The organism is Agrobacterium tumefaciens, from assembly GCF_005221325.1.
Lineage (GTDB): Bacteria > Pseudomonadota > Alphaproteobacteria > Rhizobiales > Rhizobiaceae > Agrobacterium.
Genome location: NZ_CP039888.1, coordinates 1701863 through 1716626, shown reverse-complemented (window position 1 = coordinate 1716626; position 14764 = coordinate 1701863). Strand labels below are relative to the sequence as shown.

Annotated in this window: 9 protein-coding genes; 6 read left to right on the top strand and 3 right to left on the bottom strand. The window is 58.7% G+C overall.

Annotated features, from left to right (window positions below; translation table 11 throughout):
* Positions 1-48 precede the first annotated feature (48 nt).
* The 3 genes from rplL to rpoC all read left to right on the top strand — a co-directional run bounded on the left by rplL (position 49) and on the right by rpoC (position 9213).
* On the top strand, positions 49-426 hold the full coding sequence (gene rplL / locus CFBP5499_RS09010) for a 50S ribosomal protein L7/L12 (RefSeq protein WP_003507708.1): 378 nt from the start codon (positions 49-51) through the stop codon (positions 424-426).
* Positions 427-689: 263 nt separating this feature from the next.
* Positions 690-4826 carry a DNA-directed RNA polymerase subunit beta gene (gene rpoB, locus CFBP5499_RS09005; protein ID WP_080824794.1) on the top strand — a complete coding sequence of 1379 codons (4137 nt, stop codon included), beginning with the start codon at positions 690-692 and terminating at the stop codon, positions 4824-4826.
* 178 nt (positions 4827-5004) lie between these two features.
* Positions 5005-9213, top strand: a complete 4209-nt coding sequence (gene rpoC / locus CFBP5499_RS09000) for a DNA-directed RNA polymerase subunit beta' (RefSeq protein WP_080824795.1) — start codon at positions 5005-5007, stop codon at positions 9211-9213.
* Between the two features lie 119 nt (positions 9214-9332).
* Here rpoC and CFBP5499_RS08995 read toward each other — a convergent pair whose 3' ends face one another.
* The 3 genes from CFBP5499_RS08995 to CFBP5499_RS08985 form a co-directional block, all read right to left on the bottom strand.
* Positions 9333-10418, bottom strand: a complete 1086-nt coding sequence (locus CFBP5499_RS08995) for a helix-turn-helix transcriptional regulator (protein WP_080824796.1) — start codon at positions 10416-10418, stop codon at positions 9333-9335.
* A gap of 98 nt (positions 10419-10516) precedes the next feature.
* The gene (locus tag CFBP5499_RS08990; RefSeq protein WP_080824797.1) at positions 10517-10867 is read right to left on the bottom strand and encodes a VOC family protein; all 351 of its coding nucleotides are present in this window, start codon (positions 10865-10867) and stop codon (positions 10517-10519) included.
* A gap of 10 nt (positions 10868-10877) precedes the next feature.
* Positions 10878-11171 (bottom strand): hypothetical protein, encoded by a 294-nt coding sequence (locus CFBP5499_RS08985; RefSeq protein ID WP_003523731.1) that lies wholly within the window; start codon positions 11169-11171, stop codon positions 10878-10880.
* A 527-nt stretch (positions 11172-11698) separates the two neighbouring features.
* On the opposite strand from CFBP5499_RS08985, the gene rpsL reads away from it, so the two are divergent.
* The 3 genes from rpsL (at position 11699) to fusA (ending at position 14752) form a co-directional block, all read left to right on the top strand.
* Positions 11699-12070, top strand: a complete 372-nt coding sequence (gene rpsL / locus CFBP5499_RS08980) for a 30S ribosomal protein S12 (RefSeq protein WP_003507760.1) — start codon at positions 11699-11701, stop codon at positions 12068-12070.
* A 77-nt stretch (positions 12071-12147) separates the two neighbouring features.
* Positions 12148-12618 (top strand): 30S ribosomal protein S7, encoded by a 471-nt coding sequence (gene rpsG, locus CFBP5499_RS08975; protein WP_003507761.1) that lies wholly within the window; start codon positions 12148-12150, stop codon positions 12616-12618.
* A gap of 34 nt (positions 12619-12652) precedes the next feature.
* Entirely contained in the window at positions 12653-14752 is a 2100-nt protein-coding gene (gene fusA / locus CFBP5499_RS08970; RefSeq protein WP_080824798.1) for an elongation factor G, read from the top strand.
* The last annotated feature ends 12 nt before the right edge of the window (positions 14753-14764 follow it).

Sequence of the window (14764 nt, the reverse complement as noted above, 5' to 3'; positions counted from 1 at the left end):
GCTGTAAATATTCAAACTGGTTCGAACTGAACAAAAGGAACTATCAAAATGGCTGATCTCGCAAAGATCGTTGAAGACCTCTCCACCCTGACCGTTCTGGAAGCTGCAGAACTGTCGAAGCTTCTTGAAGAAAAGTGGGGCGTTTCCGCTGCTGCTCCGGTAGCTGTTGCTGCTGCTGGCGGTGCTGGCGTTGCTGCTGCTGTTGAAGAAGAAAAGACTGAATTCGACGTGATCCTGGTTGACGCTGGCGCCAACAAGATCAACGTCATCAAGGAAGTCCGCGCTATCACGGGCCTCGGCCTGAAGGAAGCCAAGGACCTCGTTGAAGGCGCTCCGAAGGCTGTCAAGGAAGCCGTCTCCAAGGCTGAAGCTGCTGATCTCAAGAAGAAGCTTGAAGAAGCAGGCGCCAAGGTTGACGTTAAGTAATCTTGCGATTGCTGGCGGGAAGGGGCTTCATGCCCCTTTCCGTCGTTATCGTTTTTAAAACTTATTACCCAAAAGCCGCGTGAAAATGGCTTTTGGGTAATGGGTTCTTCAAGAGAATGGTTCCGAACCGGCTCATCTAGGCAATCCGGCCTGATCGATCCGGGATGTGGAACGAGATTGATGATACCCATTGCTTGACGGGATCGACTGGCCATCGGTTCCCGTCCGTTGCAGGCCCGGATGCAATTTTTAAAGGAGCGACGATGGCTCAGACCCTTTCGTTTAACGGTCGCAGGCGCGTACGCAAGTTTTTCGGCAAAATTCCAGAAGTAGCGGAAATGCCGAACCTCATCGAGGTTCAGAAGGCTTCGTATGACCAGTTTCTCATGGTTGACGAGCCCAAGGGTGGCCGTCCCGACGAGGGATTGAATGCCGTATTCAAGTCCGTATTCCCGATCACCGATTTTTCCGGTGCATCCATGCTCGAATTCGTATCCTACGAATTCGAAGCGCCGAAGTTCGACGTCGAGGAATGCCGTCAGCGCGATCTGACCTATGCTGCGCCGCTGAAAGTGACGCTGCGCCTCATCGTGTTCGATATTGACGAGGATACAGGCGCGAAGTCCATCAAGGACATCAAGGAACAGTCCGTCTACATGGGCGACATGCCGCTCATGACCAACAACGGCACGTTCATCGTCAACGGCACCGAGCGCGTCATCGTTTCGCAGATGCACCGTTCGCCGGGCGTGTTCTTCGACCACGACAAGGGCAAGAGCCATTCTTCCGGCAAGCTGCTCTTTGCTGCGCGCGTCATTCCTTACCGCGGTTCCTGGCTCGACATCGAGTTCGACGCCAAGGACATCGTCTATGCGCGCATCGACCGTCGCCGCAAGCTGCCCGTGACCTCGCTCCTGATGGCGCTCGGCATGGACGGCGAAGAAATCCTGTCGACCTTCTACACCAAGGCTTCCTACGAGCGCTCCGGCGACGGCTGGCGCATTCCGTTCCAGCCCGAGACGCTGAAGAATGCCAAGGTCATCACCGACATGATCGACGCCGATACCGGCGAAGTCGTTGTCGAAGGTGGCAAGAAGCTGACCCCGCGCCTCATTCGTCAGCTGACGGAAAAGGGCTTGAAGGCGCTGAAGGCGACCGACGAAGACCTCTATGGCAACTTCCTCGCCGAAGACATCGTCAACTACTCGACGGGCGAGATCTATCTCGAAGCCGGCGACGAAATCGACGAGAAGACGCTCGGTCTCATTCTCCAGTCCGGCTTTGACGAGATTCCGGTTCTCAACATCGACCACGTCAATGTTGGCGCCTATATCCGCAACACGCTGTCTGCTGACAAGAACCAGAACCGCCAGGAAGCGCTGTTCGACATCTACCGCGTCATGCGTCCGGGTGAGCCGCCGACCATGGATTCGGCCGAAGCGATGTTCAACTCGCTGTTCTTTGATGCTGAACGTTACGATCTCTCGGCTGTCGGCCGCGTGAAGATGAACATGCGTCTCGACCTCGACGCGGAAGACACCGTGCGCACGCTGCGCAAGGAAGACATCCTCGCGGTCGTCAAGATGCTGGTCGAACTGCGCGACGGCAAGGGCGAAATCGACGACATCGACAACCTCGGCAACCGCCGTGTGCGTTCCGTCGGTGAGCTGATGGAAAACCAGTATCGTCTGGGCCTTCTGCGCATGGAACGTGCGATCAAGGAACGTATGTCCTCGATCGAAATCGACACCGTGATGCCGCAGGACCTGATCAACGCGAAGCCGGCAGCCGCCGCCGTTCGCGAATTCTTCGGTTCCTCGCAGCTGTCGCAGTTCATGGACCAGGTGAACCCGCTTTCGGAAATCACCCACAAGCGCCGTCTTTCGGCTCTTGGACCGGGTGGTCTGACCCGTGAGCGCGCCGGCTTCGAAGTGCGCGACGTTCACCCGACCCATTACGGCCGTATTTGCCCGATCGAAACGCCTGAAGGCCCGAACATCGGTCTGATCAACTCGCTCGCAACCTTTGCCCGTGTGAACAAGTACGGCTTCATCGAAAGCCCGTACCGCAAGATCATCGACGGCAAGGTGACGACCGACGTTATCTACCTCTCCGCCATGGAAGAGGCGAAGTATTACGTCGCACAGGCCAATGCCGAACTCGATGGCGAAGGCGCCTTCGTTGAAGAGTTCGTTGTTTGCCGTCACTCGGGCGAAGTTATGCTCGCACCGCGCGACAACATCAACCTGATGGACGTTTCGCCGAAGCAGCTGGTTTCGGTCGCGGCGGCTCTCATTCCGTTCCTGGAAAACGACGACGCCAACCGCGCGCTCATGGGCTCGAACATGCAGCGTCAGGCCGTTCCGCTCCTGCGGGCGGAAGCGCCGTTCGTCGGCACCGGCATGGAACCGATTGTTGCTCGCGACTCCGGCGCTGCCATCGCGGCTCGCCGCGGCGGTATCGTCGACCAGGTGGATGCGACGCGTATCGTTATCCGCGCTACGGAAGACCTCGATGCCGGCAAATCCGGTGTTGATATCTACCGTCTGCAGAAGTTCCAGCGTTCGAACCAGAACACCTGCGTCAACCAGCGTCCGCTGGTCTCCGTCGGTGACGCCATCTCCAAGGGCGACATCATCGCGGACGGTCCGTCGACCGACCTCGGCGATCTGGCGCTTGGCCGTAACGCGCTCGTCGCGTTCATGCCCTGGAACGGCTACAACTACGAAGACTCGATCCTGATGTCGGAACGTATCGTTTCCGACGACGTGTTCACCTCCATCCACATCGAAGAATTCGAAGTGATGGCGCGTGACACGAAGCTTGGTCCGGAAGAAATCACGCGCGACATTCCGAACGTTTCGGAAGAAGCGCTGAAGAACCTCGACGAAGCCGGTATCGTTTACATCGGTGCGGAAGTTCAGCCGGGCGACATTCTCGTCGGCAAGATCACGCCGAAGGGCGAAAGCCCGATGACGCCGGAAGAAAAGCTTCTGCGCGCCATCTTCGGTGAAAAGGCTTCCGACGTTCGCGACACCTCCATGCGTATGCCTCCGGGCACGTTCGGTACGGTCGTGGAAGTCCGCGTCTTTAACCGTCACGGTGTGGAGAAGGACGAGCGCGCGATGGCTATCGAGCGCGAAGAGATCGAACGTCTGGCAAAGGACCGCGACGACGAGCAGGCAATTCTTGACCGTAACGTTTACGGCCGCCTGATCGACATGCTGCGTGGTCACGTTTCCATCGCCGGTCCGAAGGGCTTCAAGAAGGGCGTCGAGCTTTCCAACGCCGTCGTCTCCGAATATCCCCGCTCGCAGTGGTGGATGTTCGCAGTCGAGGACGAGAAGGCTCAGTCCGAGCTGGAAGCGCTTCGCGGCCAGTACGACGAATCCAAGTCGCGCCTTGAACAGCGCTTCATGGACAAGGTCGAAAAGGTCCAGCGCGGCGACGAAATGCCTCCTGGCGTCATGAAGATGGTCAAGGTCTTCGTCGCTGTGAAGCGCAAGATCCAGCCGGGCGACAAGATGGCCGGCCGTCACGGTAACAAGGGCGTCGTCTCGCGTATCGTTCCGGTCGAGGACATGCCGTTCCTCGAAGACGGCACGCATGTCGACATCTGCTTGAACCCGCTCGGCGTGCCTTCGCGCATGAACGTCGGCCAGATCCTCGAAACCCACCTCGCATGGGCATGTGCCGGCATGGGCAAGAAGATCGGCGAGATGCTCGAAGAGTATCGCAAGACGATGGACATCAGCGAGCTTCGCAGCGAGCTGACGGAAATCTACGCGTCTGAAGCCAATGACGAGGTTCAGCGTTTCGACGACGACTCGCTGGTGAAGCTTGCCGAAGAAGCCAAGCGCGGTGTTTCCATCGCGACCCCGGTCTTCGACGGTGCGCATGAGCCCGACGTCGCCGCGATGCTGAAGAAGGCTGGTCTGCATGAATCCGGTCAGTCCGTCCTTTACGACGGTCGTACCGGTGAGCCGTTCGACCGCAAGGTCACTGTCGGCTACATGTACATGATCAAGCTGAACCACCTTGTCGACGACAAGATCCACGCTCGCTCGATCGGTCCTTACTCGCTCGTTACCCAGCAGCCGCTGGGCGGCAAGGCGCAGTTCGGCGGACAGCGCTTCGGGGAAATGGAAGTCTGGGCTCTGGAAGCATACGGCGCGGCTTACACGCTGCAGGAAATGCTGACCGTCAAGTCGGACGACGTGGCCGGCCGCACCAAGGTCTACGAAGCGATCGTCCGTGGCGACGACACCTTCGAGGCCGGTATTCCGGAGAGCTTCAACGTTCTCGTCAAGGAAATGCGGTCGCTCGGTCTTTCGGTCGAACTGGAGAACTCGAAGATCGAGAACCAGGCCGAAGACCAGCTGCCCGACGCGGCGGAATAAAATGAGAGAGGCGGGCGCCTTCCGGGCGCCTGCCGGTTTCCCCGCCAGCCCGGCTGGCGTGGGACACTTTCGCCGCATTGTGCGGTTAATCCGTATTTAAAGCTCTGGACGGTGACCCGGGAAGAAGCCGGTCCAGATGCAAACAGGGGCAGCAGCTAGCCTCTCAAGGAGACAAGGCATGAACCAAGAGGTCATGAATCTTTTCAATCCTCAGGTGCCTGCGCAGCATTTCGATTCCATCCGGATTTCGATCGCTTCGCCGGAAAAAATCCTGTCGTGGTCCTACGGCGAGATCAAGAAGCCGGAAACCATCAACTACCGTACGTTCAAGCCGGAACGCGACGGTCTCTTCTGCGCGCGCATCTTCGGGCCGATCAAGGACTATGAGTGCCTGTGCGGCAAGTACAAGCGCATGAAGTACAAGGGCATCATCTGCGAAAAGTGCGGCGTCGAAGTGACGCTGTCGCGCGTTCGCCGTGAGCGCATGGGCCACATCGAGCTCGCAGCGCCGGTTGCCCACATCTGGTTCCTGAAGTCGCTTCCTTCGCGTATCTCGACACTGCTCGACATGACGCTGAAGGATGTCGAACGCGTTCTCTATTTCGAGAACTACATCGTCACCGAGCCTGGCCTCACTTCGCTGAAGCAGAACCAGCTTCTGTCTGAAGAAGAGTACATGATCGCCGTCGACGAATTCGGCGAAGACCAGTTCACCGCCATGATCGGGGCTGAAGCAATCTATGAGATGCTGGCTTCGATGAACCTCGAAAAGATCGCCGGCGACCTGCGTGCCGAACTTGCTGAGACCACGTCTGATCTCAAGCAGAAGAAGCTGATGAAGCGCCTGAAGATCGTCGAGAACTTCATGGAGAGCGGCAACCGTCCGGAATGGATGATCATGAAGGTCGTTCCGGTCATTCCGCCGGACCTGCGTCCGCTGGTTCCGCTGGATGGCGGCCGTTTCGCGACGTCCGACCTCAACGATCTCTATCGCCGCGTCATCAACCGTAACAACCGTCTGAAGCGCCTGATCGAGCTTCGCGCGCCTGGCATCATCATCCGCAACGAAAAGCGTATGCTGCAGGAATCCGTCGATGCGCTGTTCGATAACGGCCGTCGCGGTCGCGTCATCACGGGTGCCAACAAGCGTCCGCTGAAGTCGCTCTCCGACATGCTAAAGGGCAAGCAGGGCCGCTTCCGCCAGAACCTGCTCGGCAAGCGCGTCGACTATTCCGGCCGTTCGGTCATCGTGACCGGTCCGGAACTGAAGCTGCACCAGTGCGGCCTACCGAAGAAGATGGCGCTCGAACTGTTCAAGCCGTTCATCTATGCCCGCCTCGACGCCAAGGGTTACTCCTCGACCGTCAAGCAGGCCAAGAAGCTGGTTGAAAAGGAAAAGCCGGAAGTTTGGGATATCCTCGACGAGGTCATCCGCGAGCATCCGGTTCTCCTGAACCGCGCACCGACGCTGCACCGTCTGGGTATCCAGGCTTTCGAACCCATGCTGGTCGAAGGCAAGGCCATCCAGCTGCACCCGCTCGTCTGCACGGCCTTCAACGCCGACTTCGACGGCGACCAGATGGCTGTTCACGTTCCGCTCTCGCTGGAAGCCCAGCTGGAAGCGCGCGTGCTGATGATGTCGACCAACAACATCCTGCATCCGGCAAACGGCCACCCGATCATCGTTCCGTCGCAGGACATGGTTCTCGGCCTGTATTACCTGTCGATCATGAACCAGAACGAGCCGGGCGAAGGCATGGCCTTCTCGGATATCGGCGAACTGCATCACGCGCTTGAAAACAAGGTCGTGACGCTGCATGCCAAGATCCGCGGCCGCTTCAAGACCGTGGATGCCGATGGCAAGCCGGTTTCCAAGATTCATGAAACGACCCCCGGCCGTATGCTGATTGGCGAACTTCTGCCGAAGAACGTCAACGTGCCTTTCGACGTCTGCAACCAGGAAATGACCAAGAAGAACATCTCCAAGATGATCGACACGGTCTACCGTCATTGCGGCCAGAAAGACACGGTCATCTTCTGCGACCGCATCATGCAGCTCGGCTTCAGCCACGCCTGCCGCGCCGGCATTTCGTTCGGCAAGGACGACATGGTCATTCCGGACAGCAAGGTTAAGATCGTCGGTGATACCGAAGCTCTCGTGAAGGAATACGAACAGCAGTACAATGACGGTCTCATCACCCAGGGCGAAAAGTACAACAAGGTTGTCGACGCCTGGGGCAAGGCGACCGAAAAGGTCGCCGAAGAGATGATGGCACGCATCAAGGCTGTCGAGTTCGATCCGGAAACGGGCCGCCAGAAGCCGATGAACTCCATCTACATGATGTCCCACTCGGGTGCTCGTGGTTCTCCGAACCAGATGCGTCAGCTGGGCGGCATGCGCGGCCTGATGGCGAAGCCCTCGGGTGAAATCATCGAGACGCCGATCATCTCGAACTTCAAGGAAGGCCTGACCGTTAACGAGTACTTCAACTCGACTCACGGTGCCCGTAAGGGTCTCGCAGACACCGCCCTGAAGACCGCGAACTCGGGTTACCTGACCCGTCGCCTCGTTGACGTCGCGCAGGATTGCATCGTCAATTCCGTGGATTGCGGCACCGACAAGGGCCTCACCATGACCGCCATCGTCGATGCCGGTCAGGTTGTTGCCTCGCTCGGCGCGCGTATCCTCGGCCGTACGGCTCTTGATGACATCGACAACCCGGTCACTGGCGAGAACATCGTCAAGGCCGGAACGCTGATCGACGAAGCCGACGTTGCGACAATCGAGAAGGCCGGCATCCAGTCCGTGCGCATCCGCTCGGCGCTTACCTGCGAAGTGCAGATCGGCGTCTGCGGCGTCTGCTACGGTCGCGACCTTGCTCGGGGTACGCCTGTCAACATGGGCGAAGCCGTTGGCGTCATTGCCGCACAGTCGATCGGTGAACCGGGCACGCAGCTCACCATGCGTACCTTCCACCTTGGCGGTACGGCAAACGTGGTCGACCAGTCGTTCCTCGAAGCGTCGTATGAAGGTACGATCCAGATCAAGAACCGCAACATCCTGCGGAACTCCGAAGGCGTTCTCATCGCCATGGGCCGTAACATGTCCGTTACGATCCTCGATGAGCGCGGCGTCGAACGTTCCTCGCAGCGTGTCGCTTACGGTTCGAAGATCTTCGTTGACGATGGCGACAAGGTTAAGCGCGGTCAGCGTCTTGCAGAGTGGGACCCCTACACCCGTCCGATGATGACGGAAGTGGAAGGTACCGTTCACTTCGAAGACCTCGTCGACGGTCTTTCCGTTCTGGAAGCCACCGACGAATCCACCGGCATCACCAAGCGTCAGGTCATTGACTGGCGTTCGACGCCGCGCGGTTCGGACCTCAAGCCCGCAATCATCATCAAGGATGCTTCCGGCGCGGTTGCCAAGCTTAGCCGCGGTGGCGAAGCCCGCTTCCACCTCTCCGTGGATGCGATCCTGTCGGTCGAGCCGGGTGCGAAGGTCTCCCAGGGTGACGTGCTTGCACGTTCGCCGCTGGAAAGCGCCAAGACGAAGGACATCACCGGCGGTCTGCCGCGCGTTGCCGAACTGTTCGAAGCCCGTCGTCCGAAGGATCATGCCGTCATCGCTGAGATCGATGGTACGATCCGCCTCGGTCGCGACTACAAGAACAAGCGTCGCGTGATGATCGAGCCTGCGGAAGATGGCGTCGAGCCGGTCGAATACCTGATCCCGAAGGGCAAGCCCTTCCATCTTCAGGAAGGCGACTACATCGAGAAGGGCGAATACATTCTCGACGGCAACCCGGCACCGCACGACATTCTGGCAATCAAGGGCGTAGAGGCTTTGGCTTCCTACCTCGTGAACGAAATCCAGGAAGTCTACCGACTGCAGGGCGTTGTGATCAACGACAAGCACATCGAGGTGATCGTTCGCCAGATGCTGCAGAAGGTCGAGATCACCGATGCGGGCGACAGCCACTACATCGTTGGCGACAATGTCGATCGTATCGAGCTTGACGACAATAACGACCGCCTGATCGAAGAAGGCAAGAAGCCTGCCTATGGCGAGCCGGTTCTGCTCGGCATCACCAAGGCTTCGCTGCAGACGCCGTCCTTCATCTCGGCCGCATCCTTCCAGGAAACCACCAAGGTTCTCACGGAAGCTGCGATTGCCGGCAAGACGGACACGCTGCAGGGTCTCAAGGAAAACGTCATCGTCGGCCGCCTCATCCCGGCCGGTACCGGCGGCACCATGACGCAGATCCGCCGCATCGCCACCTCGCGCGACGACCTCATCCTTGAGGAACGCCGCAAGGGTACGGGTGCAGGCTCTGCGAACCAGATGCTGCAGGACATGACGGATCAGGTTCCGGCCGCCGAATAAGGTCAGACAGGGGCAGGGGCTTTGCGAAGCCCTGCCAAGGTTCAGTGAAAACGCCCGGAGCAATCCGGGCGTTTTTGTTTGTGTGGAATTCGGCCGGCGCCTTTTGGTGCGCTTGGGGGTCAGCCCTGTTCGCGGATGTTGTAGCGCGTCAGGACGGAAAGCCGTCGAACGAGATCGGCCTGGCCGGTGCTGCCGGTTTTCGCATAGATCGACTTGGCGTTGCTGCGAACCGTTTCGTGGGAGATTTGCAATTGCTTGGCCACGGCGGGGAGCGAAAGCCCCTTCATGATTTCCAGCGCGACGCGGGCTTCGCCTCTGGTGAGGTCGTAGAGACCCTTCAGCAACGTGCTCGCGTCATCGACGGTGCCCATGGGCTGCGATATCAGCACGATGGCGCTGCCATTGGGTGACAGGTCGAGCGCATTTCTGCGCAGGGGTATGACGTGGAGGATGCAGGCCCGATCCTCGCCGCTGGGGAGGGGGAAAGACCCGATAGTGTGCCCGGCGAGCGCTTTATAGAGCAGCCGGTTCGTTCTTTCGTCTGATATGGCGATCCTGTCACGGGCGCGGGTGGAAATGGATTTCTGGAGCGACAGAAAAAGATCGTTGGCAGAGAGAATACGGCCGCTTGCCTGCAACACCGCCGCCGGTGCGCCGATGGCGTTGAGGCCGAGTGTCATGGCATCGGCCTTCTGTCGCTGCAGCCGGGTTGCAAGCGTGAGGCTGCGGGCGATATGCGGCCTCAACCCGCCGAGCGCCGCCATGGTTTCCGGCCCGATGGCGCCGCTCTCCAGCTTACGTTCAAAAAGTACCGTCATTTCGGGATGGTCGGGCGGCGCAACCTGGGTCGCCGCGCCATATCCCAATCCGCGCGGCATGAGAAAGTCACGCACGATCGGTAGTCCGGCCCATTCTTCATGGGTGAAAACATCGAAATCATGTACGAAGGAAAATTGGCCCCCACGGACAGCGCGGGTCAGGCGGTCGTTGCGGCGGTTCCAGCCGCCTTCCATGAAGGCGTGCATCAGTTCCTGGAGATTGGGCGTATAAAGCCAGGCTTCCTCCTCGCCCTTGCCCCAGGTGAGCGCGCCACCCCAGAAATCCAGCCGGTTGCCGATGGTGGCAATCACCTTCGCCCAACGGTCGGGGAAAAGCGCTGCCTCGTAAATGTCATCGATAATGTCTGCTGGCGATATAGTATTCAACCCGTCACCGGAATCCTGTGTCGGGACTATTTAAAGCTCATATTGCGTTATTGTTCAATGTATAAAGAAATAATACTATTGTATGCAAAGTATATAATCTATGAGTGACATAATATATTGATAAGCTTGCCGAAGGGGTCGCGCAGAAACAGTCGTTGCACACCCCATGCCTCGGTCACGGGGCCGTATACGATCGGCAGTCCCGCTTTCAGGATTCTGGCGTGGACTTCATCGAAGTTATCGACCTCGATCGAAAGGTCCGGCACATCAGTGCCGGAACCGCCTTCGCGTGCAAAGCTAACCTGAGCGCGCGCTTCGAGCGGGCTGGCGCGGGTGATGATCCAGCCGTGATCCATGGCGACGGGCATACCGAGAATATCGCCGTAGAACGCCTGCGCCCGCGCGGGCTCGGGCGTTGCGATATTGGCGACGACACGTCTGACCGCCATGGCCTGAGCCTCAGGCGAAGCGGATGATGGCGACTTCGCCTTCCAGCGCACCCTGATAGGCGGACGCGTGCGGCTCTTCATCCGGAATTTCGGTCAGCATGCCGATCTGGTCGAGATCGGCTTCGATGAAGCCTTCCTCGGAAAGCGCGTTCAGCGTCTCGCGCACGGCGGTATCGTCGTCGGGCGCGCGCAGGATAACGTGGATGTCGATGCCCTCGGAATTGTCGGTCTCATAAGCCTTGCCGATGACGATGAAGACCATCGGCTCGTCGCGTCCATTATCGTTGTCGGGGAGGGTGCTCATGACGCGGTTCCTTGATCTTTTGTTGCTGTCATGCGGGCCGACGGAATCGGTCCCGCGGATGGCGAAACCGGTTCGGCCCGCCCTCAGGGAATCAATAGACGGATTTTGTGAAAAGCCAAAGCGCGGAGGTCAAAATCGCTGCCTTCTGCGCCGACTTATGTTAAAGCGCATTGGAAATGGCCCGGACGTGGGCTCTGCGGCCATGGGTGGCGGCGCAAAATGTGGATTCACCCTTGACGAAAGCTGGCTAAAACAGTAGTACGCCCGCCATCGGAGCCTCTATCTGTGCTGGCCGTTCGGGACGCTTTTTCCCGAGCATCCTCTCAAACGGGTCTCCATTGCACGTAGAAGACACGAATGTTGCACGCAAGACGCCTCATCCGGCGTCCTCTGCTCTTGGTGGTCCATCCGTGAAAACGGATCGGGCCACGTTTTGCGCATGAGGATATATGCGTGCATCGTCGCCGGAAACGGCATAGCCGCCACCCGTGAGGGTGGCTAAAGTAGTTTTTGCAAGGGATGGTTATATGCCTACCGTAAACCAGCTGATCCGCAAGCCTCGCCAGGCACAGGTAAAGCGCAACAAGGTTCCTGCTCTTCAGGAAAACCCGCAGAAGCGTGGTGTTTGCACCCGCGTTTACACGACGACCCCGAAGAAGCCGAACTCGGCTCTGCGTAAGGTTGCCAAGATCCGCCTCACCAACGGCTTTGAAGTCATCGGCTACATTCCGGGCGAAGGTCACAACCTTCAGGAACACTCCGTGGTCATGATCCGCGGCGGCCGCGTAAAGGACTTGCCGGGTGTGCGTTACCACATCATCCGCGGTGTTCTCGATACCCAGGGCGTCAAGAACCGCAAGCAGCGCCGCTCCAAGTACGGTGCGAAGCGTCCGAAGTAATTCGGGTTTAACAAATTCCGGCGCTGCGCGAGGTTCTCCGCGTGGTAAAGCGTCAATAACATTGAGAGACAAAGAATATGTCCCGTCGCCATAGTGCAGAAAAGCGTGAGATCAACCCGGACCCGAAGTTCGGCGATCTGGTCGTCACCAAGTTCATGAACGCCATCATGCTTCACGGCAAGAAGTCGGTCGCAGAAAGCATCGTTTACGGCGCGTTCGACGTCGTTCAGGGCAAGACGAAGCAGGAGCCGCTCGGCGTGTTCCACTCCGCCCTCGACAACGTTGCTCCGCACGTTGAAGTGCGTTCGCGCCGCGTCGGCGGTGCAACTTACCAGGTCCCGGTCGATGTTCGTCCGGAGCGCCGTCAGGCTCTCGCCATCCGCTGGCTGATCACTGCTGCGCGCAAGCGCAACGAAACGACCATGGTCGATCGCCTTTCCGGCGAACTCATGGACGCTGCGAACAACCGCGGTTCTGCCGTCAAGAAGCGTGAAGACACGCACAAGATGGCCGACGCTAACCGCGCATTCTCGCATTACCGCTGGTAATCTTAAACGGTCGCATATCGAAAGGCAGTCCATTATGGCTCGCGAATATAAAATCGAAGACTACCGCAATTTCGGTATCATGGCGCATATCGACGCCGGCAAGACCACGACCACCGAGCGTATTCTTTATTACACCGGTAAGTCGCACAAGATCGGCGAAGTCCATGATGGCGCTGCCACGATGGACTGGATGGAACAGGAGCAGGAGCGTGGTATCACCATCACCTCCGCAGCCACCACGACCTTCTGGAAGGGTCGCGACGGCAAGATGCGCCGCTTCAACATCATCGACACCCCCGGCCACGTCGACTTCACCATTGAAGTCGAGCGTTCGCTGCGCGTTCTCGACGGCGCCATCGCGCTGCTCGACGCCAACGCCGGTGTTGAGCCGCAGACGGAAACCGTCTGGCGCCAGGCCGAGAAGTACAACGTTCCGCGTATGATCTTCTGTAACAAGATGGACAAGACCGGCGCTGACTTCTACCGCTCGGTAGAGATGATCAAGACCCGTCTCGGCGCCATCGCCGTGGTCATGCAGCTGCCGATCGGCGCTGAGACCGAGTTCAAGGGCGTTATCGACCTGATCGAGATGAACGCACTCATCTGGCGCGACGAATCGCTCGGCGCTCAGTGGGACGTCGTTGAGATCCCTGATGACATGAAGGCCAAGGCTGACGAATATCGCGAAAAGCTGATCGAGACCGTTGTCGAGATCGACGAAGAAGCGATGGAAGACTACCTGAACGGCATCATGCCCGACAATGAGAAGATCCGTGCGCTCGTTCGCCGCGGCACCATCGACGTGAAGTTCCACCCGATGTTCTGCGGTACCGCGTTCAAGAACAAGGGCGTTCAGCCGCTGCTCGACGCTGTTGTAGACTACCTGCCGTCTCCGCTGGACATCCCGGCGATCAAGGGTATCGACTTCAAGACCGAAGCCGACATCGAGCGTCATGCTGACGACAGCGAGCCGCTTTCCATGCTCGCGTTCAAGATCATGAACGACCCCTTCGTCGGTTCGCTGACCTTCGCACGCATCTACTCGGGCAAGCTCGAAAAGGGCACCTCGGTCATCAACACGGTCAAGGACAAGCGCGAGCGCGTCGGCCGTATGCTGCAGATGCATTCCAACAGCCGTGAAGACATCGAAGAAGCCTTTGCCGGCGACATCGTTGCTCTGGCTGGCCTCAAGGAAACCACCACTGGCGATACGCTTTGCGATCCGCTGAAGCCGGTTATCCTCGAGCGCATGGAATTCCCCGAGCCGGTCATCCAGATCGCGATCGAGCCGAAGACCAAGGGCGACCAGGAAAAGATGGGCCTCGCGCTCAACCGTCTGGCTGCTGAAGATCCTTCGTTCCGCGTCAAGACCGACGAAGAGTCCGGTCAGACGATCATCGCAGGCATGGGCGAACTTCACCTCGACATTCTCGTTGACCGTATGCGTCGCGAGTTCAAGGTTGAAGCGACCGTCGGTGCTCCGCAGGTTGCCTACCGCGAAACCATCACGCGTCAGCACGAAGAAGACTACACGCACAAGAAGCAGTCCGGTGGTACCGGTCAGTTCGCTCGCGTGAAGATCATCTTCGAACCGAACCCTGAAGGCGAAGACTTCAAGTTCGAATCGAAGATCGTCGGTGGTGCTGTTCCGAAGGAATACATCCCGGGCGTTCAGAAGGGTATCGAAAGCGTTCTGTCTTCCGGTCCGCTCGCTGGCTTCCCGATGCTCGGCGTCAAGGCGACACTGATCGACGGTGCATTCCACGACGTCGACTCGTCGGTTCTCGCCTTCGAAATCGCATCGCGTGCCTGCTTCCGTGAAGCAGCCAAGAAGGCTGGTGCACAGCTTCTCGAGCCGATGATGAAGGTCGAAGTCGTAACGCCGGAAGACTATGTCGGCGACGTTATCGGCGACCTGAACTCCCGTCGTGGTCAGATCCAGGGCCAGGAAAGCCGTGGTATCACCATCGTCATCAACGCACACGTTCCGCTCGCGAACATGTTCAAGTACGTCGACAACCTGCGCTCCATGAGCCAAGGCCGCGCACAGTACTCGATGACGTTCGATCACTATTCGCCGGTTCCGTCGAACGTGGCGCAGGAAATCCAGGCAAAGTACTCCGGTCAGAAATGATCGGGGTACGCC

Coding starts and splice junctions, on each gene's coding strand:
- rplL (WP_003507708.1), top strand. CDS start 49: ATGGCTGATCTCGCAAAGATCGTTGAAGACCTCTCCACCCTGACCGTT.
- CFBP5499_RS08990 (WP_080824797.1), bottom strand. CDS start 10,867: ATGGCGGTCAGACGTGTCGTCGCCAATATCGCAACGCCCGAGCCCGCG.
- rpsG (WP_003507761.1), top strand. CDS start 12,148: ATGTCCCGTCGCCATAGTGCAGAAAAGCGTGAGATCAACCCGGACCCG.
- rpsL (WP_003507760.1), top strand. CDS start 11,699: ATGCCTACCGTAAACCAGCTGATCCGCAAGCCTCGCCAGGCACAGGTA.
- rpoC (WP_080824795.1), top strand. CDS start 5,005: ATGAACCAAGAGGTCATGAATCTTTTCAATCCTCAGGTGCCTGCGCAG.
- CFBP5499_RS08985 (WP_003523731.1), bottom strand. CDS start 11,171: ATGAGCACCCTCCCCGACAACGATAATGGACGCGACGAGCCGATGGTC.
- fusA (WP_080824798.1), top strand. CDS start 12,653: ATGGCTCGCGAATATAAAATCGAAGACTACCGCAATTTCGGTATCATG.
- rpoB (WP_080824794.1), top strand. CDS start 690: ATGGCTCAGACCCTTTCGTTTAACGGTCGCAGGCGCGTACGCAAGTTT.